A 23,184-nucleotide genomic window follows, 5' to 3' on the forward strand; every position below is an offset into this window, starting at 1 on the left:
AAGAGCGTACCCCCTTATTTTTCCCGTCTGTCTCGCTTACTTGAACTTGTCTTTCAGATCCGCGAACAGTTCACCAAGCGTTACACCCATTGGCTGATTGTTTTCTTGCGTGAATTGTTGCTGTTCACGCTTGCTTGCGCGCTCTGCCTGCTCGGCGCGATCTTCTTCTACCGCGCGGATGCTCAAGCTGATGCGCTGCTCTTGTGGAACCACATCGAGAATTTTCACTTGCACTTCCTGGCCTTCCTTGAGCACTTCGCCAGGCGTGTTCACGCGACGATTCGCGATTTGCGAGATGTGCACAAGCCCTTCAATTCCAGGTGCCACTTCGACAAAAGCACCGAAGGAAACGAGGCGTTTCACTGTACCCGTTGTGATCGAGCCTGCTTTAAACTCTTCGGCAACCTTTGCCCAAGGACCTGCCTGGGTTTCTTTGATGCTGAGGCCGATGCGCTCGTTTTCGCGGTCGATTTTGAGCACTTTCACTTGTACCTTGTCGCCTTCTTTTACGACGTCAGATGGCTTTTCTACGCGGTTCCAAGCCAGCTCGGATACGTGCACCAGGCCGTCTACCCCGCCGATGTCCACGAATACGCCGAAGTCGGTCATGCGTTGCACAGTGCCTTCCAGCACTTGACCCACCTGGATTTGATCCAGTACGGACTGTTTTTTCGCTTTTGCTTCTTCTTCCAGAACCGCTTTGTGGGAGAGGATCACTTTGTTTTTCTCTTTGTCCATCTCTACTACTTTCAATGTCAAGGATTTGCCTTTGTAATCGGAGAAATCCTCCACGAAATGACGCTCGACCATAGAAGCAGGGATGAAGCCGCGAACCCCTACATCTACGACCAGACCGCCTTTGACGACTTCCTTGACTGTCGCCTCGATGATCTCGCCTGACTGCATTTTTTGCTCCAGTTCAGCCCAGGAAGATTCCATCGCAACCGCTTTTTTGGAAACGACAAGCTCTTCTTTTTCATCGTTGAGCTTGATTACTTTTACTTCAAACGTGTCGCCAACCGCAACGACGTCAGACACTTTTTCCACATGCAGAGGAGACAGTTCGCTGATCGGGATCAGGCCATCGTATTTGTAGCCTACATCCACGAGAGCCTGTTTGTCTTCGACTTTGGTTACAGTCGCTTTTACGACATCCCCCACAGAAATCGTTGTTGCATCCGTCAAGCTTACGTTTGTTTCATCCATCATCCAAAAAACCTCCTTGAATACCATCGAGTCCCAGACCATCTATGTACAGGTTGTGTACCAACCATATTACACGAAGCGGGAGCAAGTATATTTTTTACTGTCGCCCGAAGGCTGGCAGTTAGCACTGACGTAGCCAGTAAGTTCCAGCAAATGTAGTATTTGTCCCTTTGTCGATTCTATACCGGACTTAGGGAAGATGCTGGTCGCGCAATTCCTTGATGCGGGCCATGATTAAATCGCTCGTCTCCTTCAGCACATCGGAGCCGGACTTGGCTTCGCGCAAGCTGGTGAGATCGATCGGCTTGCCGTAGACGATCTTGATCGGACGAAACGCCCGATACGGCCCGATAATCGCTACCGGAATGACCGCTGCTTGCGATTTGAGGGCAAACATCGCCACCCCTGGCATCGCTTCTCCCGGTTCGCCGGTTTTGCTGCGGGTTCCCTCGGGAAAAATTCCAAAGATTTTTCCATCTTCAAGCAGTTTGAGCGTCGTGCGGATCGCCGCCCGATCACCCGCGCCCCGCTTGACTGGGAAAGCGCCGAATTTCGTAATAAGAAAAGATAAGAGCGGAATTTTAAACAGCTCTTCCTTGGCCATGAAGTGCACCTGGCGCTCGATTCCAGAACCGAGCAGCGGCGGGTCCCAGAGCGAAATGTGATTGGCGCACAAAATCACCGGGCCTTCCTTAGGTATATGTTCACGCCCAATCACTTGCCAACGGAAGACAAGCGAAAATATGATGCGGAATATTCCGCGGAATAAACGGTAATAGGTCACTTGGCCGACTCTCCCGTTCGTTCGCAGATTTGCAGGATGTGGTCTACGACCTGGTCGATGGTCATCCCCGTAGTGTCGACCAGCACGGCATCGTCCGCCTGGCGCAAGGGAGCCACCTCTCTTTGCATGTCCCGGCGATCTCGCTCCTCTATTTCTTTTTCCAGCTCAGCCAGGTCTGCCTCGGTTCCTTTTTCCCGCAGTTCTTTCCATCTGCGTTCTGCTCGCTCGCGGATGGAGGCCGTCAGAAAAATTTTCACCTCGGCGTCAGGCAGGACATGCGTTCCGATATCTCTGCCGTCCATGACCACGTTTCCTTGCTTCGCCAGCTCTCGCTGCAACACCAGCATCTGTTCGCGAACGGAACCGTAGCTCGCGACAATCGAGGCGTACTGACTGACCTCTGGCGAACGAATCAGGTCCGTCACATCGAGCTCGTTCCAGAACACACGCTGCTGTCCAGCTTGCCGAACCAGACCAATCTTGTTGTTTTTCAAAAGTTCGGAAACAGCAGGCTCGTCGCCGATCGGAATCTGTCCGGAAGAAACAGCCCAAGCGAGAGCGCGGTACATGGCCCCGGTGTCGATGTAGACGTATTCCAGTTGCCTTGCTACCTTCTGTGCAACCGTGCTTTTCCCTGCTCCCGCAGGTCCATCAATCGCTATGTTCATTACTTCTCACCTGCTATGTACAGTAGTTCAGAAAGGGAGTAAAACAAGAAAAGCTTCTGCCCGAAGCCCTTTCCCATTCATGTGGTGAAAAACACGTGGCGACCGCGCGCGGTCTACGAAAACGCCCCTGACCGTTTTCTATGTTATTTATAATAGTACCATAGTATGGAAGCATGCGCAAACCTTTAGGGCTTGTCTGACACGCCTTCCAAGCGTTCTGTCTCGATCAGGAAAACGCGAGCCGGAACGTATTGAATCAGAATCTCTCCGGCTGTCAGCGCGATGGCGCAAGCCGCAATTCCAATCAAGATGCCTTTCTCTACCCGTCTGGAAAATCGGCGAAAACGCTCGTCGTACTGACTGGTCACTGGGGTCACTTCCTTTTCGGAAAAGCGTCAATCCTCGACGCCTTTTTTGCGAAGCTCTAGTTGTCTTTCGTAACACGCCCGAATCACTTTTACCCGATCCTGTTCGCTAATATTCGTAAATTTTCCCGATATCCACTGGTGCAAGCCCTTCTCTTCCGGCGCCTTTTGTCTGACGACCTCCAGCTCGGCGAAGGCGTGCTGGACCTGTCCGTTTTTGCTCGGCAGTGCGATCCAGACTTGCAGCACGTCTTTTTCGCGCAGACGATAAGACTCATCGCAAGTGAAAGACAAGCCGCCACCGCTGATGTCGATGGTTCTCGCCAAAAAATGATAGCGTCGCATCGGGTCCTGATGCTTGACAGCGATGTCCAGCGCGGTTTCGATTCGCAAGTAGTTGCGCCGTTGCGTCCGCACGATCTCTTCTTTTTTCGGCAGTTGCAACAGCAAGACAGGAATGTGCCCGCTCTCCCTGCTGACGATGGAAGACTGAAATTCATAGCGAGACCCGTCTTCGCCTACATACCAGACCAGACAGCTTGTCCCAGGCCGGAACACGCCAGTCCGCCCCGTGCTTTCACTGGTTGGCAACTCAATGGAAGCCAGCTCTTCTGTCATGTCGGTTATGCGGCTTTTAAAGGCCTCCATGCCCTGCTCGTCTTCAGAGGAACCCGTGAACTGAAGTCGTATGGTTTGTCCTACTCGTGGAAGCATCATAATAGCAAATGTTCCTCCTTTTCCCTCTCACCCACCCATTATATACTCTTTTCTTTCCAATCAGCAAATAGGGAAAGCCGTCAAATTCAGCTTTCCCCTTGATTTTTTCGCGTGCCTATTGCTGATTGTCCTGGTCTTCGCCCGTCTCCATTTTCACGACTTCTTCCTCGTCGCCATTCATCGCGTTGATGTACACCATGTACGAATTTCCTTCAAAGCTGCCGGTCAGCTCCCAGGTCAAAACTTCCTTGCCGTCGTTTTTCCCTTCGATCAGCGCCAGTCGTTCGTTCGTAACCTTCACGCTCGGATTCACTTTTTTACGCGCTTCTTCTTTGGAGATGCGCGGCTTGGACAGGATGCGTCGTTTGTGGTTAAACAAGTATTCGGTCGAGTTGAACGCTGTTACTTCCCCGTTGTCCAGCGCAATCTCAATCGTCACCGAATCCGGGTAAATGCGGACGCCGTCCTGGACGGGCACGAACGTAAAGAGGGCATTGCGGTCGTAGCTGTCAATCTCGGAGACGATCATGTTTTCAAAGCCATGCTTGCGCAAAAATTCCTCGCCCCGCTCCTGCGCCTGCTTCATGTCGAGCTTCTCTTCCCCAATCTCGCGCTCGCTCATCATCCAGACGACTTTGCCGCCGCGCTTTGTCACATCGAGGTTAATCGCGGCCTTTTGCCCATTGGGAGTGACGCGGACGCTGTACGCCGTGTAGGTTTGGCCTTTGCCGTTTTCATCTACCTCCACCTTGGCGTCCTGCGCGTTCAGGCGCAAAAATTCCAGTGCGCTTTTCTTCGCGTCCTCCGGAGTGGCTGGCTTGCCGTCGATCCCCTGGATTCGCTGCTGCTTTTTCTTGTCCAGGCTCTGGATGCCGACTCCCCAATCCAAATCGGGAAACTCCTGCACTTTTTTCTCGATCGTCTGAAACCCGTCGACAATCGTGTTGTCCGATTTTTTGTCGTCGGAAGCGAGCGCCGTCTCCACATCCATCCAGCGAAGCTGTTTGTCGATGACGTTGGCCTGGACGTTGCGAAGCTGGTCCTGGATGTCCTTGGCCTGCTTGTGCAAGCTTTTCAACGTGCCGTATTCCTTGTCGCTAAGCGGCTCCTTGTCCAGATCACGCACAGCGACCCGATACGAAAAATCGGCGACCCGTGACAGCATCTCCTCTGTATTGTTGAAAGGCATCAAGGTCAACGGAAGCTGGCCCACGTCCGACTGCGCCGCATAGGCGAGCCGCCATACATTGGTCAAGGTCGGCGTCATTTGCCGCCGGGAGTTGACCACCAAAGATTTTCCGAGTTCGTCATGCAATTTGTCTATGTGATAGGTCAGATCGTGAAAAGCCCGCTGATACGAGTTCTCTGCCTTAATCAAAACCGAGTTTTTTTCGTTGTGCTCCTGGTAGCCCCACATCCCCGCGCCTACCAAGGCAACCAGAGCGATGGGAAACAAGACACGCGCCGTTGCTCCATATACCATCCCTTGCCACTCCTTTTCTTCTTTTTAAATAGCCATTACCTGCAGAAGATGTGCTTCCCGATTTTTTTGACTTGCGGCCTGCTCCAAATCCATTTGGATGTCGCCGTTTCCGGATTGAAATAGTAGGTGCAGCCTCCCGACGGGTCCCACCCGTTCAGGGCGTTTTTCACAGCCTTGCGCGCACTTTCATTGGGGGTCAGCCAAATCTGGCCGTCCGCTACAGCCGTAAACGCGCGCGGCTCGAAAATGACCGCAGATGGCGTGTCAGGAAAAGATGGGCTTTTGACGCGGTTTAAAATGACGGCCGCGATCGCCACCTGGCCTTCGAACGGCTCGCCCCTGGCCTCTCCGTACACTGCATTGGCCATCAGCTTCAGGTCATTCTCCGATATGCGCGAAGGATGAAAGCTCGCTTTTGCCTTTGACTGCTTCTCGTTTGCCGGTGCAGCTATCTGTACTTCCCGTGCGGCCGCAGCGCTTTTTTTGCTGGAGAAAAGCTCGTACCCGCCAAAGCCTGCCACTCCAAACAAGATCAACAAACTTGCGATCCAGATTTTTTGCACGGCGAAAATCCTCCTTGGCATGAATTGAAATCTTTGCATAGTGTTAGTGGAGGAAGAATGGATTATGCATGCAAATCCGCCAGAAGGCGCAAGCCCCAGAGGCTTCCAGCACAAAAAGACCGATGCGGCTTGGCATCGGTCTTTTTGTACCGTTTGTTATTCGTTTGTTTACGATTCGTCAATGCGAAAATGCTGGTCGTTGTCGCACAAGCATTGCTTGAATCCCGTTTCCACTTGCCCGCCCGGTTCCCTGCGGCCACGGAGGGTAAATTTTTCTCCACATACATTACATTGAATGGTCACTTTTGCTCGTTCGGATTTCAGCACGTCTCGTCTCCTCCTTATCGTCTATTGTGGACGCGAAGAAAGATTTTTAGAACCGTAATCATGAGCGCGCTGCACCTTTTTCAAGCCTTGCCACCAGAGGACAAGCATGAATGGCACGATGACCACGAGCCAGTTTTGAATGGAGAGAAAAATCGCGTTGTAGAGGGCGTGCAGCCCGATCGGCAACGAGATGGACAGCCAGAGAAAAAGCTTCTCCTGCTCTTTCTTTTGCGAGAACTTCGCTCGCCCCAAATAATAGCCCATCCAGACGGCGAACAGCGCGTGACTGGAGACGGGCAAAAGCGCGCGCCAAAAGGCGATGTTCAAGCCGTTGATAATCAAATAAAACAGGTTTTCCAGAGTGGCAAAACCGAGCGACACGGCGACCGCATAAACAATCCCATCGTAAGGCTCATCGAACTCCACGTGCTTGTAGGCGGTGAAGAAGATGACCATCCATTTGAAAAACTCTTCTACTACAGCGGACTGGATGATTTCCGCGACAACTCCGCTCCGCCAGTTCCATTCTGTCTGCATGATGTACTGGAGCACCATAATCGGAATCACCAGCAGCATCCCAAAGATAAACGACCGGATGACCATAGAGATCGGCTCCGGCTCGAGACTGTCACGCAGGTAAAAATAACTCATGATGGCGATACCGGGGGCTATTGCCGCGCCGATCATTGCAATCATCTTTTATTGCTCCTTTACACAAGGCTGTTATTCATCGTACCATGAATATTGGTTGATGAAAACCCGCTACAGGAGAGAGAGCATGACAAAAAAAATATTGGTAGTCAACACTGGCGGCACCATCGCCATGTCTGTAGATGACACAGAAGGCGTAAAACCGCTGGATGACCAGGCTGTGAACAAAATTCTTCCTTTTTTAGAGCGTTATGCGGACGTCACCATGAAAAATGTACTGAATCTGCCAAGTCCTCACATGACTCCCAAGATCATGAACGACCTGCGCCTGCAAATCGAAGAAGCTTTTCGTCAGGAGCAATACGACGGTGTGGTCATTACGCACGGAACCGATACGCTGGAAGAGACGGCGTATTTTCTCGACCTGACGCTGTCTGTCGACGTGCCGATCGTCGTGACGGGCGCCATGCGCAGCAGCAACGAGCTGGGCGCGGACGGTCCGGTCAACCTGATCTCCTCCGTGCGCACGGCCGCTGATCCCGGAAGCCTGAACAAAGGCGTGCTCGTCGTGTTCAACGATGAGATTCATGCGGCGTGCCACGTCACCAAGACACATACGAGTAATGTCGCCACTTTCCAATCGCCGCAATACGGCCCAATCGGCACCATCGCCAAAAAAAGCGTGCAGTACCACCACGCGCCTTTGGCGCGGGAGCATTACACGATTTCCCATGCCGACGGAAACGTCCCGCTGATTAAAGCAGTCGCTGGCATGGATCCGTCCTGGCTCCAGTTTTTGCTCGACCAGCCGATTGACGGGCTTGTGATTGAAGCGTTCGGCCTCGGCAATTTGCCGCCAGCGATCATCCCGACCTTGCAGCAGTTGCTGGATCGCGGAATCCCGATCGTGCTCGTGTCCCGCTGCTACAACGGGCAAGTACAGGACGTGTACGACTACGAAGGCGGAGGCCGCAAGCTGAAGGAAATGGGCATCATTTTCTCCAACGGGCTCAACGGTCAAAAAGCGCGAATCAAGCTGATCGTCACCCTGCAAAAAACACGCGACTTCCAGGAACTGCAAAAACTATTCGATCAGTAACACGACCGGACAAACCCTCCTCGCCCCTTCCAGGAGGGTTTTCCTGTTTCTGTTTCCTGTACGTTCCCGCCCAAACAAAAAGGCTTCGCCACATAGGCGGCGAAGCCCGGTTTTTCTCATATCGGGAAGGTCGTCTGTTTTGCTTATACCCAGCCGCGGAAGCGAGAAGCTTCTGCCATTTTGCGCGCACCGACCATGTAAGCGGAGAGGCGCATGTCCACACGGCGTGTTTGGGACAGGGAGTAAACATTTTCAAACGAGCGAACCATTACTTTTTCCAGTTTCTCTTCTACTTCTTCCTCTGTCCAGTAGTAGCCCTGGTTGTTTTGTACCCATTCGAAGTAGGAAACCGTTACGCCACCGGCACTTGCCAGTACGTCCGGTACGAGCAGGATGCCGCGCTCGGTCAGGATCTTGGTCGCTTCGAGCGTAGTTGGGCCGTTAGCCGCTTCTACGACGATTTGCGCCTTGATGTTGTGAGCGTTTGCAGCAGTGATTTGGTTTTCGATCGCTGCAGGAACGAGAATGTCGCAATCCAGCTCCAGCAGTTCTTTGTTCGTGATCGTGTTGTTGAACAGCTTGGTTACCGTACCGAAGGAGTCGCGGCGATCGAGCAAGTAGTCGATATCCAGACCGTTCGGATCGTGCAGAGCGCCGTAAGCATCGGAAATCCCGACGACTTTTGCTCCTGCATCGTGCATGAATTTCGCCAGGTAGCTGCCTGCGTTACCGAAGCCTTGCACGACAACGCGCGCGCCTTTCACGTCAATGTTGCGGCGTTTTGCAGCTTCGCGAATGCAAATGGTAACCCCTTTGGCTGTCGCTGTCTCGCGTCCATGCGAACCGCCAAGTGCAATCGGTTTACCGGTAATGAAACCAGGTGAGTCAAATTCACGGATACGGCTATATTCGTCCATCATCCAAGCCATGATTTGCGAGTTTGTAAAGACGTCCGGAGCCGGAATGTCTTTTGTCGGCCCCACAAGTTGGCTGATTGCGCGAACGTAACCGCGGCTCAGTCTTTCCAGTTCACGGAAGGACATTTCACGCGGGTCGCAAATGATACCGCCTTTACCACCGCCATAAGGCAGGTCGACGATACCGGCTTTGAGGCTCATCCAGATAGAAAGTGCTTTAACTTCATCCTCAGTAACTTCCGGGTGGAAACGAATGCCCCCCTTGGTCGGACCAACCGCATCGTTGTGCTGAGCACGATAGCCCGTAAACACCTTTACTTCGCCGTTATCCATGCGAACCGGAATGCGTACGGTCAAAACGCGTAGCGGCTCCTTCAAGAGTTCAAACATCGATTCTTGGTAACCTAGTTTGTCCAGTGCTTCCTTGATCACCGTTTGAGTCGAATGCAGCAAGTTCATTGTTTCTTGCTTTGCTTTCCCTTCGGTGCTTTCGGTTACCACGTCTTGATTACCCATTACTTACCACCTCAAAAATGTTATCGGTCAATGCAGCCTTTAGTATACACGCTTGTATCAGGGTTGAGAAGCGAAAAAAAGTTTTTTTTCCATTTCGAAAACGTTTTCTCCGGCTCATCTGCATATAAATACAACGATTTCCCCGCCAGTCGCAACTGGAAACGAAAAGCGCCCATGCACCTTGACATGGCGTAAAACGTACATCCCTTGGTTGTTGTAGTGTACCCAACGCGCATTCTTTCATGACGGGGCAAGTGAAATTATGCCATAATGGAAACAGTAATTCTGGAAGTTTATTCACGGAGGCGTTTTTATGAAAAAAAATAAGATTTTGTTCGTTTTCGCTCATCCTGACGACGAAACCTTCGCGTCCGGCATTACGATTTCCAAATATACCCAAGAAAACATAGCAGAATGCCACCTGCTCTGCGCCACCAGGGGCCAAGCAGGCAAACCCGGCAATCCGCCGCTCTGCACCATCGAGCAACTGCCCGCGTATCGCGAGCAGGAATTGAGAGAGGCGGCTTCCATCCTCGGGCTTGCGAGCGTGGACATATGGGACTACCAGGATAAGCTGCTGAACACCGTGCCCGTCCAGGAACTGGTGGAACGCATCCACCAGGCGGTCGCAAAAATCGAGCCTCATGTACTCGTCACTTTTGCCCCGCATGGCATTTCCGGTCATCCGGACCACCAGGCGATCTCTCTCGCAACGACCCAGGCTGTCCAGTCCTTGGGCTCGGCGACGAGCGTTCGCAAGCTGTACTACGCAACCCGCGCCTCCAACGGGCCATTCGGGGCCGTACAGCCGCCGTTTTCCGATCCGATCGAAAGCATTACCACCATCGTTGACGGGCCGGCGTACAAGCCGCAGGTAGCTGCTGCTCTGCGCGCCCACCGCACCCAGCATCTGTCCGTAGAGCGCGTGTTCCCTGGCGTCACTGCCGGCGGCTTTGAATCGGTGCCTCCGAGCAATCACTACATTCTGGCCTGGCACAACCTTCCCGGCTACACGGTCGCAGGCAAGGAAGCCGACTTTTTCGCCGGCCTCGACAGCCCCGAGTAACCTGAGACAGCAAAAGCACCTAGTTGATGGACTAGGTGCTGTTTATTCTCCCAGGCATTTCATCCTTTTGCTTACGTGAAATGTCTGCATATTTCCTTGACAGCATCGTCGGCAACGACAACTTTGCCATATTCCTCCAGTACATAAATCGTTGTCGGCGTCGCTTCCCCGTACTCAGAGAGGATCGCAATCAACTTGTGGTATCGCTCCTGATCCAATTCCACCTCTTCCAAGACCAGGTGGTATTTCCCCTGGTAGAAGTAGGCCGACCCTCCATTGGTCAGCAAGGCATTGATACGATGGGCAGCTTCAACCATATGCTCAAAGTCACGGAAGGCGTAGATAATCAGGTCGCTTTCCTCTAGGGTGACTTCTAATTCGTACACTTCTTCGTCCTCAAATTCTTCTTCTTTTCCGTCCTTTGAGCCTGTTTTGCCGCGAGTTACGATCACGACCATTCCCTGAGCTGGCAAGGCGAACACTTCAACTGCAACAGGCCCTGACACTTCGAATCCCAATTCGTGATAAGCCTGCTCCATCATGTCGTTGAACAGTTCATGAACTTTAGGAATGTCACGCCACATGTCTTCTTTTTCTATCCCGCGCTCTGTTAGGTCGTCAAACGTTAAAAAGATTCGTATTTTGTCTTGACCAAGGCGTTCAACACGCATGACTGTCCCTCCTCGCCATCCAGTCGTACTACAAAATATGATGCTAAGCCTGTAAGAGTTCTCCGCATTTTCCGACGAATGCCCGTGCTGCATTCAACCATTTTTTCGCAGATGGGAAAATCCGGGGTAGTCCTATCATATCACATTTAGTAGCAGGAACATAGCACCTGACACTCTCCGAGGCTCTTCGCGCACTTTCGCACGCACGTGTCGATTCGGACGCTTGAAAAGCAGACTTTGTAGCAGCCTGACGCTTCCTGCGCTTTCCCAGGAAAAGCTGCTCGTTTATCGCCATCCAATCATGAGCGCGACTGCGGCCGCCAGGAAGGTGGGAACGGGCATTTTGACAAATTGGATCAGCAGAACAAAAAAGGAGAAGAAGCATAAAGGGGCGTGAACCCATCCCGTCTGCAGCATTCGGCCGTACAAAAACTGGCTGACATGAAAATGCAGCAGGCCGAACAACAAGAGGCAAGCCCCGCTGAACAACAGCAGTGACAGCAAAATCTCCACGGGCGAAAACAGAAACATCGACACCCAGTCTCCGAATCGCTCCAGATGCATATGTTTGGCGGGAAAAACGTGCTGGGCAGCACTTCCCAATAGCCATGCCAGAAGTCCGACAAACAGGCTTCTTCCCATTACCAGCATGATTCTAGGGCCTCCCGATTGTTTCTTCCCCCCATATATATTGATTCCGGCTAGTTCGGGTTCCGCGTCCATTTGCTCAAGCAAGAAAAAAACGCCGCACGCTTCGGCGTTTGCTTTTTTCCCAAAACGTCCGCCCTGCTCCCCCTGCAAAGGGGCTATTTCTGTTCAAACGGCAGCTCGCCATCCAGCTCGCGAAGTCGCTTCTGAATCCAGATCGCCGCCTGTGCGCCATCCCCCATCGCGATCGCGACCTGCTGGGAATGAACGGCGATGTCACCGACTGCCCACAGATTGCGATGATCGGTTTCTTTTGTGCGCGGATCGGTGCGCACGTGTCCTTTTTCATTGATATGTACGGAAAAAGCTTGCAACAGCCCGGTCTGGGCCTGCGCCCCGGGAAAGGCCAAAAAGGCGCGGGTCACGGTCAACTTTTCCCCTGAGGAAAGCTCTAATCGTTGCAAGAGGCCATCTGCTTGCACGAGCTTTTCCACACGCGCAGCGCGATAGCCAATCCCCAGCCTGTCCAGCAGCGCCTGCTCCTCTTCGTCGATTTCGCTGCCGCCGTGATTGACGACGACCAGCTTTTTCGTGTAGAAAAACAGATCGCCTGCCATCTGGACAGCGTGTGAGCCATCGCCAATCACCGCCGTTGTCTGTCCGACGCTCTCGTACCCGTCGCAATCCGGGCAAATAAAAACAGACAGCCCGAGACAGTCGCGCAGTTCGGCAATCGCCGGAAAAGGGTCCGCCATTCCCGTCGCCATGACGAGCGTTTTCGCCTGCAACGCCTGTGCGCCCGCTCTCGTTTTCGTGGTTACCCGGAAGCTTCCCTCCGGATTTGCGACAAGCCCCGTCACTTCATCCGCAATGAACTCGGCGCCGTATTGCGCGGCCTGCTTCCGCCCTTCCCGGCGAAAAAAATCGCCGCTGACCCCTTCCGAGAATCCGAGGATGTTCCGGTAGTTTTTGGCGACCGCCGACCGTCCTCCCGGCACGTCGATGACCGCCACGCGGCGAGGGCTTCTGGCGAGCTGGATCGCCGTCTGCAAGCCCGCTATTCCCCCGCCTACAATGATCGTATCGTACATCGCTAGCCCTCCACTGATCCGTCTACTGCCTTTAGCATAACCGCAGGCGGCGGGAACGATTACGGAGAGAGCGGCACGAAGACCACCTTTCCTTCTGCCAGTTGCGTTTCCGCGTTCAGCCCGTTGTATTTGGCAATGCGGGCGACGTTGGAATTGTTGCCGTAATATTTGCGGGACAGCATGAACAGCGTCTCTCCCTTTTGTACGACGTGCTTGACGACTTTTGGCTTCTGGGCTGGTTGTACCGGCTTCTGTTCAGGAGCTGGCTGTGCCGGAGCAGGAGCAGCAGATGCGCTCTCGGTTTTTTGCTGGACGGGCTTGCTCTCGGTTTGCGGAGCTACTGCCGCGCTTGTGCTGGCCGGAGCGCTGCTTGCGGCAGTAGCAGGCGGCGAAGCGGCAACAGACGCAGATTCAGTCTGCTCGGCTGGCTGCGCAGTCTCTGCGGGAGTAGACGGGAGCGCCACCGATGTTGGCTCGCTGGCGGCTGTTTCCGTTTCCGCTCCCGTTTCTGCTTCGGCTGCCGCCGTCTTCGCTTCGCCTGCCTCTGGCGGCGTCAAGATCATGTCGACGGCTTCTGCCTGTTCCCGGGCTACATTCGCCTTGTACAGCTCCAGGCCGATCAGCCCGAAAAAAACAAGTCCAAATACCAAGAGTCCCGACCGAACCCATGTTTTCAATCCCACTGACGCTTTTGGGCGGGTATGACGGGAGCGTCGAGGCGGCAATTGGTTCGTCTGCAAATTCACTCTTCCTCCCCCTTTTCCTTTTTCAAAGTCTTTTGCAGATAAAAGGCCAATGAAACATCAATGGCAATATGCGCGACGATGGGCGGCCACAAAGAGCCGTGCCAATCCATCAGCAGCCCCAACAGCCAGCTCGTGCCATACACGCTCGCGATTAACAGCGGCTTTTTCAAATAGCGCACATGTACGAGCGTAAAGATGAGGCTCGTCCAGGCATTCCCGGCAAACGGCTGGATCACGCCGCGAAACAGCCATTCCTCGCCAATACCGACGATGACGCATACGAGCACCGTCAGGCTGGAAGACATGGCTCCAAACACTTTTTCGTTGATGCTGCCGTCGTCCTGCCAGCGTCTGGGTAAATAGGTTTCCATGGCAATGCTGAAGAGCACAATCCCCGCTGCCACACCGCACGCAAGGCCGATTCCCTTCCACCCCGGGAAGCTGAACAAGCCAAGCGTCCCTTGCCATCCGTGGACCCAGAAGCTGCTTGCCGCTGCCGCCGCCAAAACCAACGCCTGGGTCAGCCACAGATTCAGCCGCAGCGTCGCTTCATCCACCTCTAGCCCACTTTCTTTCACGTAATCGTTCTCTCCTTTTATTTTTTCGGCAAAAGCTTGTCCAATGCCTGCCGCAAACTCCAACTGTTTTGTGCTTCCGGCTGCATCAGCGCGGGCTGCTGCCCTTCGTAAGCTTGCCGCTGCAATCCGCAGCGCGAGCAGCAAAAACGGTCATAGCCGTGGTCTGCTTCGCCAAAGTATTGATTCAAATGCTTGCGCAGACAACTGTCGGCGAGCACGTACGATACCATTTCGGACAACTTTTTTCGCTTGACGGCCTTTCGCTTTTCCGTCTCCTGCCAAATATCATGGACGGGATTGGCTATTTCGTGTGTGCTGCTCACCTGCGCCCGGGACAGGGCACGCTCTGTATAAAAGGTGAGCATGGCCGCCATTTCCTCGGACATGTCGATCATGGCCAATGCCTGGGCATCCAGGGCCGCTCCCCCGCGGTAATATTGGATAAACTGCTGGATTTGCACAGGAGTCGGGTATTCCTTGTCCAGCATGTACTGATGAATCTGGATGTCCTCCTGGGCGTACAGCAGCATGGCATAGCCGGGCCGTCCATCGCGGCCGATCCTGCCGATCTCCTGCGAGTACGCCTCCAGGCTTGCTGGCATCTGGTAGTGAATGACGTAGCGAATATCCGGCTTGTCGATGCCCATGCCAAATGCGTTCGTCGCGATGATGACGTCCAGTTCGCCCGCCAGAAACTGCGTCTGGATCAGCATCCGCTCTATGCTGTTCATGCCTCCGTGGTAACCGTCCACGCGCCTTTTCCCGTCGAGCTGATACGCAGCCACGAGCACATCGACGGCCTGCCGCGTGCTGCAATAGACGATTCCCGGCCCTTCCAGCCTGTCCATCAGCTCGAACGTCAGTTGGCGCCGCTCGCTTTCCCCGTTCACTTCCGCCAGATCAAACGCGATGTTTGCCCGATTGAGCGATTGCACGACGACATGTTCCTGCGCAATCCCGAACAGGGAGCAGATTTCATTGCGCACCGCTGTCGTCGCCGTCGCGGTCACAGCCAGCACGGGCGGATTGCCGAGCTGTTTTAGCGTGTCCGGCAGCCGCAAGTAATCGGTGCGAAAATCGTGTCCCCACGCGGAGATGCAGTGGGCTTCGTCAATCGCCAGAAGCGACACCCGCGCGCGGCCCAGCACTTGCTGGACGTAGGGCTGCTGCAGCTTTTCCGGCGAAATGTACAGCAGCTTGCAGGCGCCAGCCGCGATCTTCTGCAACACTTCCCGCGCCTCTGCCGGGTCTTGCGTGCTGTTTAAATAGGCGGCAGGTATGCGCCTTTTCGTGCGCAGTTGCTGAACCTGATCGACCATGAGCGAAATGAGCGGGGAAACCACCACCGTGATACCCGGCAACAGCAAGGCAGGAAGCTGATAGGTGACCGATTTCCCGCCGCCCGTTGCCATCAGGCCGAGGACGCTCTGTCCGCCTAGCACTCGTTTTATGATAGCCGCTTGGCCCGGCCGGAATGCCTCGTAGCCGAAATACTCCTTCAAATAGTCGTGCAACTCTTTATCCATTCGTCTCCCCCTGCCTGCGGGCCAACGCCAGACGGATTTGCAAATAGCTGACGGCAGGCCCGACGTGGTCCTTGATGAGCCGCAGTCTGCTCGTTTGCAACGCTTCGCTTGCGGCGACGATCACGCTGCGCGTCTCGGGGGACAAATAGGCCGATTCATCCCACTCCGGACAGCGCAGGGCAATTTCCACGAGATGATCTTCGACCGTGCTTTCTTTCATTTGCCGTCTGACGGCGATCTCCGCCTTGCTCCAGCCGCGCTGCACCATGGCATACGTCCGGGCCGCGCTGTCGCTCAACCGCGGATCGAGCTTGTTTTCCCGGGTGACCAGCCGGGAAAGCAGCGGAAACGCCTCTGCTTCCTTCATCAGCCGTTGCATCGAGGCAGCCAGCCCATAGCGGAACAACAGCGTCAGATAGACGCGCGTCACCTGCTGTTGCTTCGCCAGTTGTCCAAGCGTTTTTCCCACCTGCGAGATGCCGGATAGTTGAGTGACCAGCAGCTTTTGCACCTCGGGCGCAAGCGGCTCCCACAGCCGGTACAGCTCCTCGGCCAGCCCGTCTGTCCATACCGCTCTCGCCTCTTTCGGCTGCAACTGCTCCTTGACCCAAAGCTGGACGGATTTGTCGGTCACGACAGGCGTAAACCCAAGGTCTTTTCCCAGCATTTGCGACACCGTTTGCACCAGAAGGTGAAGCCGCTGCCAAAACGTCTCGATGCGCGAAGCGAAATCAAACTGCGTAAAGGGCGCAAACCAGACGGCGAAGCGGTATTTCTCATACGCCTCCCGGGCAGACTGGCAGCCTGTTTCGGTGACCAAAAACGTCGGCTTGGGGCTTGCCCCTTCCCCTTCCCGCTGTTGCAAATGCCCTTTTTGAAACAAAGTTGCAACAATTTTATCCCAATCCTCTTTTGAAAAACCGGGAAACATCCGATAATACGGATAAAGGTTGTACAAATGCACATCCTGCAGGGTCTGATTCGCTTTTCTGCCGCGCAGTATGTAGTAGGCTGACTGAAGCGTTCTCTCGTTCGCCAGAGGAATCATCGCATTCAGGGCGACAGCGCATAGAAGCTCAAGTTCCTCTGCCACACTGTTTTGACTGTTCATTGGTACTCCTTGCACTTTTCCTTTTTATTTTTGGCGGGCATGGCAGCCTGCACCATTTTTGCTGGATTGGATTTGGAGGATTTCTTTATGACAAAACGATTGAAAAAGTCAGAATTTATGATGGCGTACATGATCATCATAACACTTGCATGCGGGGTTGGTGGATTTTTTTTCGGCGCCCATTATATGAAGTCATCGATTGAAGCCGAGCAGGCGGCTGCGCTGGAAGCCAAACAAAAAGAAGCGGAAAAGGAAAAGCTCCTGCGCGAGCAAAAGCTGTACAGCGAGCAGGACTTCATCCGCTTTTACTACGCCGTGTACGCGCCGGCGCTTGAACTGAAACAGGCGCATTTCGATGCGATGGCAAATTGGGGAAGCCTCGATCAGAAAGGCCGCTCTGACGCGTTGAAGCAGTTGGAAAAGCTCGCCGAGCAGACGCTGAAGGAGTTGGAAAAAAAGGTGCCGCTCCCGACCTCTCCGCTGCTGACACAAGCACACGCCAATTTTACGAACAGTGTACGGGCTTATTTGGATAGTATGGAGAGAATCCGTTCCGATCAGAATAGTAATGCCGCAACGCCTGCTGCCATCGCTTCCAACTTGACTTTATCCCAGAACAGTTGGTTGACGGCCCAGGAAATGGTCTATCATTCCGTCGCGGCCTGGGAATCGGCGTATGTCGAGAAAAAACCGATGCCACAAACAGCGCCTGCAACCGTTACGGCAGCGCAGTGGAAGCAGTACCCTTTTCACTACCGGACTTATTTGGCCGCCCTGTTCATGTCTGCGAACAAGCATTGGGACAGCTACAATCCGGAAGATTTGACCGCCCGCCTCGACCTGCTGCTTGCTTCCAGCGAGTCGCAAACGTTGGGAATCACGGATGTGGCAGCGGCAGTGAAGGTGTTGTATGCAACCGATGCCGTCCACTTTGGCGATTTCAAGAAGTTGAATGGCAAGCTTTACTCCGTACTGAACACCCCTGAAATCCCGCTTTACAAGTAGTCGTACATTTTTAGACTGATTCAATCTTGAAATCTTGTGGACAAGAGCATACAATTGTCTATGATAGTGGACGTACCACTTGTAACGGGAGGTGAAACCACAATGACTACATGGGTAGATAAAGATACTTGTATTGCTTGCGGTGCCTGTGGCGCCACGGCCCCTGACGTTTTTGACTACGACGATGAGGGCCTTGCGTTCAACAAGTTGGATGACAACTCTAACAGTGTTGAAATCCCGGATATCCTGCAAGACGACGTTCGCGACGCTGCGGAAGGATGCCCGACCGACTCTATCAAAGTGGAATAGGATTCCAAGAACAAAACCTCTTACGTACTTTGTATGTAAGAGGTTTTTCAGTTTTCTCCCCTGAACGGCTGATCGACATTTTCCCGTTTCTTATTTTTTGATTTTTCGGTAAGATAAAATCATGCAGAAAAACCGAACATTCCGGCGCATTTTTCCCATTTTTTGTGAGACTAATATCTTAACGTTCGGTTTTTGGTTGTTTTCTAGCTCTTACCCACTCCCTGATCGCTATTATTCACGAACGATAAATCTATTTTTTTTGACATTGTTCATTTTTTCTTGTTTTTGTTCTTGACGGTGTCATTTTGCCGTGATATCTTTAGTACAAATCTTACGAAACACCACATCACCAACAGCGATGACGAAGAAATGCTGTGGCCCCGGAAATCCTCAGAGAGCCGATGATTGCTGCGAATCGGCGGTTTCTACCACAGATAAGCACTTCCGAGCTGCTGCGCTGAACGGACGATTTTTCCCGTCCCAGTAGGTGCGAACGGTAGATCCGTTATCTCTACAGGTCATGTACCTGCCAAGGCTCCTTTTTGAGAAAAAGGGAGCGAATGAGGGTGGCACCGCGAAGCAAAGCCTCTCGTCCCTCACTGTTCTGTAATAGGAGCAGTGTGAGAACGGGAGGTTTTTTTATTGATTTATTTAGGAGGAGAGAGACATGTTCACTGACAAACTGATTTTGCGCATTCCCGGCCCTACCCCGATCCCCCCTCGCGTGCAGTTGGCGATGAGCCAGCCGATGATCGGACATCGCAGCGGCAAATTTTCCGCTCTGTTCGCTCGCACGGCGGAACGACTGAAGCCTTACTTCGGTACGACCCAGGACGTGTACATCCTGGCTGGCAGCGGAACCGCCGCGCTGGAAACAGGCGTCGTGAACACTCTGCAGCCTGGAGATGAGGCAGCGATTCTCGTCAGCGGCGCTTTCGGCGAGCGTTTCGCCAAAATTTGCGAGCGCTACGGCGTGGTTGCCCACCGTCTGGAGGTTCCTTGGGGGCAGGCCGTTACACCAGAGCTGCTGGAAGCTTTCCTCAAGGAAAAACCGCAAGTAAAAGCGGTATTCGCGACCTACTGTGAAACATCTACCGGGGTGCAAAACCCGATTGCCGAGCTTGCCAAAACGATCCGTACCCATTCGGACGCGCTGTTCATCGTAGACGCGGTTAGCTGCCTGGGCGCTGTCCCTTGCGAAATGGACGCCTGGGGTGTCGACATCGTCGTGACCGGCTCGCAAAAAGCGTTTATGCTGCCAACCGGCCTTGCTTTTCTGGCGGCGAGCGAACGCGCCTGGAAAGTCATCGAAGCGAACAAGCCGCTCGCTTTTTATCTCGACCTGAAGGCGTACAAAAAAAGCCTCGCCGAGCAAACAACGCCGTACACCCCTGCCGTCTCGCTCATTTTCGGTCTGGCCGAGGTGCTCGATATGCTCGACGAGGAAGGCTTGCCTGCGATCATCAAACGCCATGAGCTGATGCGCGACATGACCCGCGCAGCCATGCGGGCGTTGAACGTCAACCTGATGGCCGACGACGCTTACGCCGCTCTGACCGTCACTTCCTGCGATCCTCAAGGGGCGTTTGACGCAGAAGCGCTGCGCAAGGTGCTGACGAAGCAGTACAACGTCACCATCGCCGGCGGCCAACAGCATTTGAAGGGGAAAATTTTCCGCATCGGGCACATGGGCTATTGCGAGCCGCTCGATGTCCTGCAAGTGATTTCCGCGATTGAAATGTCGCTCCACCAGATCGGTGCTCCAGTCGAACTGGGTGCCGGTGTCAAAGCTGCTCAGGAGGTGCTCATTGCACATGTATAAAGTTCTCATTACTGACCCACTTAGCGAATTTGGTATCCAGCAACTGCTGGACGCAGAAGATGTCGAAGTCGTCCGCAAAACCAACCTCTCTCCTGCTGAGCTGATCGAAGTCATCGGCGACTACGACGCCTTGCTCGTCCGCAGCCAAACACAGGTGACAGCCGAGGTGCTCGCCGCCGGGAAGAACCTGAAAGCAGTCGGCCGCGCTGGCGTAGGCGTGGACAATATCGACATCGCCGCAGCGACTCAGGCGGGTATCCCGGTCATCAATGCGCCGGACGGCAATACGATTTCCACCGCCGAGCATTCCTTCGCCATGCTGATGGCAGTCGCTCGCAACATCCCGCAGGCGCACAAAAAGCTGGTCGACGGCACTTGGGACCGCAAAAGCTTCCAAGGAGTGGAGTTGAACAAAAAAGTGCTCGGCGTCATCGGCATGGGCCGGATCGGCTCCGAGGTCGCCAAACGGGCCAAAGCGTTTGGGATGAGCGTCATGGGCTACGACCCGTTCATGACGGAAGAACGCGCGCAAAAAATGGGCGTCATCCACGCGACTGTCGATGAGATTTGCCGTCAGGCCGATTTCATCACCGTTCACACCCCGCTGACAAAAGAAACACGCCACATCATCAGCACGCGTGAATTTGCCAAGATGAAGGAAGGCGTGCGTCTCATCAACTGCGCGCGCGGCGGCATCATCGACGAGAAAGCGTTGTACGAAGCCATCACAAGCGGCAAAGTCGCCGGAGCCGCTCTGGACGTATTCGAGGAAGAGCCGCCTGTCGACAACCCCCTGGTCGGCCTGCCGCAAGTGGTCACGACCCCTCACCTGGGCGCTTCGACAGTGGAAGCGCAGGAAAACGTCGCGGTCGACGTTTCCGAGGAGATTTTGAAGGTACTGCGCGGCGAGCCGTTCAAAAACGCCGTAAACCTGCCGTCCATCCCTGCACACGTGATGGAAAAGGTGCAGCCGTACTTCCAGCTCGGTGAGAAGCTGGGCCATTTCCTCGCCCAAGTGACTGTCGGTTCGATCTCCGAGGTGGCAATCAAATACAGCGGCGAGCTGACCGACGTGGATACGTCGCCACTGACCCGTACCGTCCTGAAGGGCGTCTTGTCCTTCCGCCTCGGCGAAGTCGCGAACTACGTGAATGCGCCGCTGCTGGCAAAAGTGCGCGACATCACCGTTACCGAGCAAAAGGCGGCGCAAAACAAAGGCTTTACCAACCTGCTGACGGTTACCCTGAAGACGACGCAAGAAACTCGCACCGTTGCGGGTACGCGTCTCAACGGCTACGGCGCGCGGATTGTGAAAATTGACGACTTCGCCATCGACGTGGCGCCAGAAGGCTATCTGCTCTATATTCACCACAACGACCGCCCCGGTGTCATCGGACGCGTCGGTTCCATCCTTGGCGAAAACAGCGTCAACATCGCGACGATGCAAGTAGGGCGCCGCGATGTCGGCGGAGACGCGATCATGATGCTGTCTGTAGACAAACCGCTGACCCCCGAGCTGCTCGATACGATGGGCGAGCTGGCCGAAGTGAAAAGCGTCACGCAAATTGAACTGTAGGCGGTTTTTCCCGCTTCATTTTTCGCCGAAAAGACCTGGCTGCGCGCCGGGTCTTTTGCTTTACCCTCCATTTTGTTAGCGCTATAATGGGACAAGATGATTTTACACCAAGAAAGGAGTTTCTTATGACGAACCAGGCGCTGTTCGCCATTGGCATCTTTTTAGTTACTTACGCATTTATTATTAGCGAAAAATTGCACAGAACGATCGTCGCCATGTGCGGCGGGATTCTCATGGTGCTGTTTGGCATCGTCACCCAGGAGCAGGCGATTCATCACATCGACTTCAACACGCTCGGCCTCTTGATCGGGATGATGATTCTCGTAGCTGTGACAGCGCAAACCGGCGTGTTCAAATACGTCGCGATTCGCGCCGCCAAGCTGGCAAAAGGCAAGCCAGTCCGCATTCTCGTCTACTTGAGCATCATCACCGCGCTCGCTTCTGCTTTTCTGGACAACGTCACGACGGTGCTCCTGATCGTCCCCGTTACGTTCAGCATCGCCAGACAGCTTGAGCTGAATCCGATTCCTTTTTTAATCAGCGAAATTATTGCCTCCAATGCAGGCGGTACCGCAACCTTGATCGGCGACCCGCCCAATATCATGATTGGCAGCTCCGTGCCCGAGCTTGATTTTATGGCGTTTTTGCTGAATTTGAGTCCGGTTATTGCCATCATCATGGCGCTGACCATCTTGTGCCTCGTTTTCATTTATCGGAAACAACTGCATACTTCTCCGGAGCTGAGCGCGAAGATCATGCAGTTGAACGAACGCGACGAAATTACCGATACGACCTTGCTGAAAAAATCATTGACCGTCATGGCTTTGACGATTATCGGCTTCATGCTGCACGGGGCCCTGCATCTGGAATCCGCGACCATCGCGCTCACTGGCGCTTTTCTGCTTCTCCTCATCACCGGAGAGCATTACCTGGAGGACGCGATCAGCAAAGTCGAGTGGAACACGATTTTCTTTTTCATCGGCTTGTTTGTCCTTGTATCGGGTCTGGTCGAAACAGGCGTCATCGCGAAGCTGGCGAGCCAGGCGATCAACCTGACAGGGGCCGATCCGTTGAAAACGTCGCTGCTCATTCTGTGGATGAGTGCGATTGCTTCGGCGTTTGTGGACAACATCCCGTTCGTCGCGACGATGATCCCGATGATTAAAGAGATGGGGGCACTGGGCATTACCAACCTGGAGCCGCTTTGGTGGAGCCTCGCTCTCGGCGCCTGCCTGGGCGGAAACGGCACGCTCATCGGTGCCAGTGCCAACGTCATCGTCGCCGGTCTCGCCGCCAAGGAAGGGCATCATATCGGCTTTGTCAGCTTTATGAAGGTGGCTTTCCCGCTGATGATTATGTCGATTGTCGTCTCCCATCTGTACGTTTACTTACGCTATTTTGTCTGGTAAGGAGGAAATGGTTTGCTCCACTACACATTTGCTGAGAATGAAATCGAGATCACGGAGAAAAGCGCAGCGCAGGACACTACTTTTACGATTGCGGTCAAGTCCGAGGAAATGAGAACGCGGCTGAAGCAGGTTCGCCATTTTTTTGAGGAAAACAAAGATTACACCGATGTGCTGTTTTACTCGCGCCAGGACGGAACCTACGAAGTGATCGTCCGCCACGATCAAAAGCACGCGTTTCTCATTCACGCCTTCCGCTGCAAATGTTTGACCTCCTTGCGCTGGGCTTGAGCTTGCACACACGTTTGGACAAAATCACAAAGACTCCGCCGC

The 23,184-nt window shown here is 53.9% G+C and carries 25 protein-coding genes and 1 other annotated feature; of the genes, 8 read left to right on the forward strand and 17 right to left on the reverse strand.

Going from position 1 to position 23,184, the window contains the following annotated elements; genetic code table 11:
* Nucleotides 1-36 precede the first annotated feature (36 nt).
* The 9 genes from rpsA to prsW all read right to left on the reverse strand — a co-directional run bounded on the left by rpsA (nucleotide 37) and on the right by prsW (nucleotide 6,809).
* On the reverse strand, nucleotides 37-1,209 hold the full coding sequence (rpsA, locus tag BA6348_RS16895) for a 30S ribosomal protein S1 (protein WP_005831346.1): 1,173 nt from the start codon (nucleotides 1,207-1,209) through the stop codon (nucleotides 37-39).
* A 187-nt stretch (nucleotides 1,210-1,396) separates the two neighbouring features.
* Nucleotides 1,397-1,990 carry a lysophospholipid acyltransferase family protein gene (locus BA6348_RS16900; RefSeq protein ID WP_007785466.1) on the reverse strand — a complete coding sequence of 198 codons (594 nt, stop codon included), beginning with the start codon at nucleotides 1,988-1,990 and terminating at the stop codon, nucleotides 1,397-1,399.
* Nucleotides 1,987-2,658, reverse strand: coding sequence for a (d)CMP kinase (gene cmk, locus BA6348_RS16905; RefSeq protein WP_122953145.1), 672 nt, complete (start codon nucleotides 2,656-2,658; stop codon nucleotides 1,987-1,989). Before cmk ends, BA6348_RS16900 begins: the two co-directional genes overlap by 4 nt.
* Before the next feature lie 185 nt (nucleotides 2,659-2,843).
* Nucleotides 2,844-3,026, reverse strand: coding sequence for a hypothetical protein (locus BA6348_RS16910; RefSeq protein ID WP_005831352.1), 183 nt, complete (start codon nucleotides 3,024-3,026; stop codon nucleotides 2,844-2,846).
* A 27-nt stretch (nucleotides 3,027-3,053) separates the two neighbouring features.
* Complete coding sequence (locus BA6348_RS16915; RefSeq protein ID WP_237716677.1) at nucleotides 3,054-3,671, reverse strand: flagellar brake protein; 618 nt, start codon at nucleotides 3,669-3,671, stop codon at nucleotides 3,054-3,056.
* Nucleotides 3,672-3,855: 184 nt separating this feature from the next.
* Entirely contained in the window at nucleotides 3,856-5,223 is a 1,368-nt protein-coding gene (ypeB, locus tag BA6348_RS16920; RefSeq protein ID WP_025843784.1) for a germination protein YpeB, read from the reverse strand.
* A gap of 35 nt (nucleotides 5,224-5,258) precedes the next feature.
* Nucleotides 5,259-5,756 carry a cell wall hydrolase gene (locus BA6348_RS16925; RefSeq protein ID WP_369750406.1) on the reverse strand — a complete coding sequence of 166 codons (498 nt, stop codon included), beginning with the start codon at nucleotides 5,754-5,756 and terminating at the stop codon, nucleotides 5,259-5,261.
* 198 nt (nucleotides 5,757-5,954) lie between these two features.
* Entirely contained in the window at nucleotides 5,955-6,113 is a 159-nt protein-coding gene (locus BA6348_RS26805; protein WP_005831362.1) for a hypothetical protein, read from the reverse strand.
* A 21-nt stretch (nucleotides 6,114-6,134) separates the two neighbouring features.
* The gene (gene prsW, locus BA6348_RS16930) at nucleotides 6,135-6,809 is read right to left on the reverse strand and encodes a glutamic-type intramembrane protease PrsW (protein ID WP_005831364.1); all 675 of its coding nucleotides are present in this window, start codon (nucleotides 6,807-6,809) and stop codon (nucleotides 6,135-6,137) included.
* Between the two features lie 82 nt (nucleotides 6,810-6,891).
* Between prsW and BA6348_RS16935 the strand changes: the two genes are divergently transcribed.
* On the forward strand, nucleotides 6,892-7,863 hold the full coding sequence (locus BA6348_RS16935) for an asparaginase (protein WP_005831366.1): 972 nt from the start codon (nucleotides 6,892-6,894) through the stop codon (nucleotides 7,861-7,863).
* A gap of 143 nt (nucleotides 7,864-8,006) precedes the next feature.
* Here BA6348_RS16935 and BA6348_RS16940 read toward each other — a convergent pair whose 3' ends face one another.
* Nucleotides 8,007-9,239 (reverse strand): Glu/Leu/Phe/Val family dehydrogenase, encoded by a 1,233-nt coding sequence (locus BA6348_RS16940; protein WP_085974920.1) that lies wholly within the window; start codon nucleotides 9,237-9,239, stop codon nucleotides 8,007-8,009.
* Between the two features lie 370 nt (nucleotides 9,240-9,609).
* On the opposite strand from BA6348_RS16940, the gene BA6348_RS16945 reads away from it, so the two are divergent.
* Complete coding sequence (locus BA6348_RS16945) at nucleotides 9,610-10,362, forward strand: PIG-L deacetylase family protein (RefSeq protein ID WP_122953144.1); 753 nt, start codon at nucleotides 9,610-9,612, stop codon at nucleotides 10,360-10,362.
* A 71-nt stretch (nucleotides 10,363-10,433) separates the two neighbouring features.
* Here BA6348_RS16945 and BA6348_RS16950 read toward each other — a convergent pair whose 3' ends face one another.
* From BA6348_RS16950 to BA6348_RS16980, 7 genes are all read right to left on the reverse strand, one after another.
* Nucleotides 10,434-11,033 carry a genetic competence negative regulator gene (locus BA6348_RS16950; RefSeq protein ID WP_007785485.1) on the reverse strand — a complete coding sequence of 200 codons (600 nt, stop codon included), beginning with the start codon at nucleotides 11,031-11,033 and terminating at the stop codon, nucleotides 10,434-10,436.
* 285 nt (nucleotides 11,034-11,318) lie between these two features.
* A complete protein-coding gene (locus BA6348_RS16955; RefSeq protein WP_005831375.1) occupies nucleotides 11,319-11,684 on the reverse strand; it encodes a hypothetical protein in 366 nt (121 codons plus the stop codon).
* Between the two features lie 155 nt (nucleotides 11,685-11,839).
* The gene (locus BA6348_RS16960) at nucleotides 11,840-12,772 is read right to left on the reverse strand and encodes an NAD(P)/FAD-dependent oxidoreductase (protein ID WP_007785488.1); all 933 of its coding nucleotides are present in this window, start codon (nucleotides 12,770-12,772) and stop codon (nucleotides 11,840-11,842) included.
* Between the two features lie 59 nt (nucleotides 12,773-12,831).
* Nucleotides 12,832-13,422, reverse strand: coding sequence for a LysM peptidoglycan-binding domain-containing protein (locus tag BA6348_RS16965; protein WP_237716678.1), 591 nt, complete (start codon nucleotides 13,420-13,422; stop codon nucleotides 12,832-12,834).
* Nucleotides 13,423-13,514: 92 nt separating this feature from the next.
* Nucleotides 13,515-14,096 (reverse strand): CPBP family intramembrane glutamic endopeptidase, encoded by a 582-nt coding sequence (locus BA6348_RS16970; RefSeq protein ID WP_007785490.1) that lies wholly within the window; start codon nucleotides 14,094-14,096, stop codon nucleotides 13,515-13,517.
* 17 nt (nucleotides 14,097-14,113) lie between these two features.
* The gene (locus BA6348_RS16975) at nucleotides 14,114-15,622 is read right to left on the reverse strand and encodes a RecQ family ATP-dependent DNA helicase (RefSeq protein ID WP_025843780.1); all 1,509 of its coding nucleotides are present in this window, start codon (nucleotides 15,620-15,622) and stop codon (nucleotides 14,114-14,116) included.
* Nucleotides 15,615-16,733 carry a YpbB family protein gene (locus tag BA6348_RS16980; RefSeq protein WP_025843779.1) on the reverse strand — a complete coding sequence of 373 codons (1,119 nt, stop codon included), beginning with the start codon at nucleotides 16,731-16,733 and terminating at the stop codon, nucleotides 15,615-15,617. The genes BA6348_RS16975 and BA6348_RS16980 overlap by 8 nt, the downstream gene beginning before the upstream one ends.
* Before the next feature lie 186 nt (nucleotides 16,734-16,919).
* Between BA6348_RS16980 and BA6348_RS16985 the strand changes: the two genes are divergently transcribed.
* The 6 genes from BA6348_RS16985 to BA6348_RS17010 all read left to right on the forward strand — a co-directional run bounded on the left by BA6348_RS16985 (nucleotide 16,920) and on the right by BA6348_RS17010 (nucleotide 23,142).
* Nucleotides 16,920-17,738, forward strand: coding sequence for a hypothetical protein (locus BA6348_RS16985; protein WP_241753002.1), 819 nt, complete (start codon nucleotides 16,920-16,922; stop codon nucleotides 17,736-17,738).
* Between the two features lie 102 nt (nucleotides 17,739-17,840).
* Nucleotides 17,841-18,047, forward strand: a complete 207-nt coding sequence (locus BA6348_RS16990) for a ferredoxin (RefSeq protein ID WP_005836244.1) — start codon at nucleotides 17,841-17,843, stop codon at nucleotides 18,045-18,047.
* Between the two features lie 349 nt (nucleotides 18,048-18,396).
* Nucleotides 18,397-18,647, forward strand: a binding site (T-box leader).
* Between the two features lie 67 nt (nucleotides 18,648-18,714).
* Nucleotides 18,715-19,869 carry a pyridoxal-phosphate-dependent aminotransferase family protein gene (locus BA6348_RS16995; RefSeq protein ID WP_007785494.1) on the forward strand — a complete coding sequence of 385 codons (1,155 nt, stop codon included), beginning with the start codon at nucleotides 18,715-18,717 and terminating at the stop codon, nucleotides 19,867-19,869.
* Nucleotides 19,862-21,445, forward strand: coding sequence for a phosphoglycerate dehydrogenase (serA, locus tag BA6348_RS17000; protein ID WP_007785496.1), 1,584 nt, complete (start codon nucleotides 19,862-19,864; stop codon nucleotides 21,443-21,445). The genes BA6348_RS16995 and serA overlap by 8 nt, the downstream gene beginning before the upstream one ends.
* Before the next feature lie 125 nt (nucleotides 21,446-21,570).
* On the forward strand, nucleotides 21,571-22,854 hold the full coding sequence (locus BA6348_RS17005; RefSeq protein ID WP_005835975.1) for an ArsB/NhaD family transporter: 1,284 nt from the start codon (nucleotides 21,571-21,573) through the stop codon (nucleotides 22,852-22,854).
* 12 nt (nucleotides 22,855-22,866) lie between these two features.
* Nucleotides 22,867-23,142, forward strand: a complete 276-nt coding sequence (locus BA6348_RS17010) for a hypothetical protein (RefSeq protein WP_025843778.1) — start codon at nucleotides 22,867-22,869, stop codon at nucleotides 23,140-23,142.
* Nucleotides 23,143-23,184: the final 42 nt, after the last annotated feature.

The sequence above is a fragment of the Brevibacillus agri genome (assembly GCF_004117055.1).
Lineage (GTDB): Bacteria > Bacillota > Bacilli > Brevibacillales > Brevibacillaceae > Brevibacillus > Brevibacillus agri.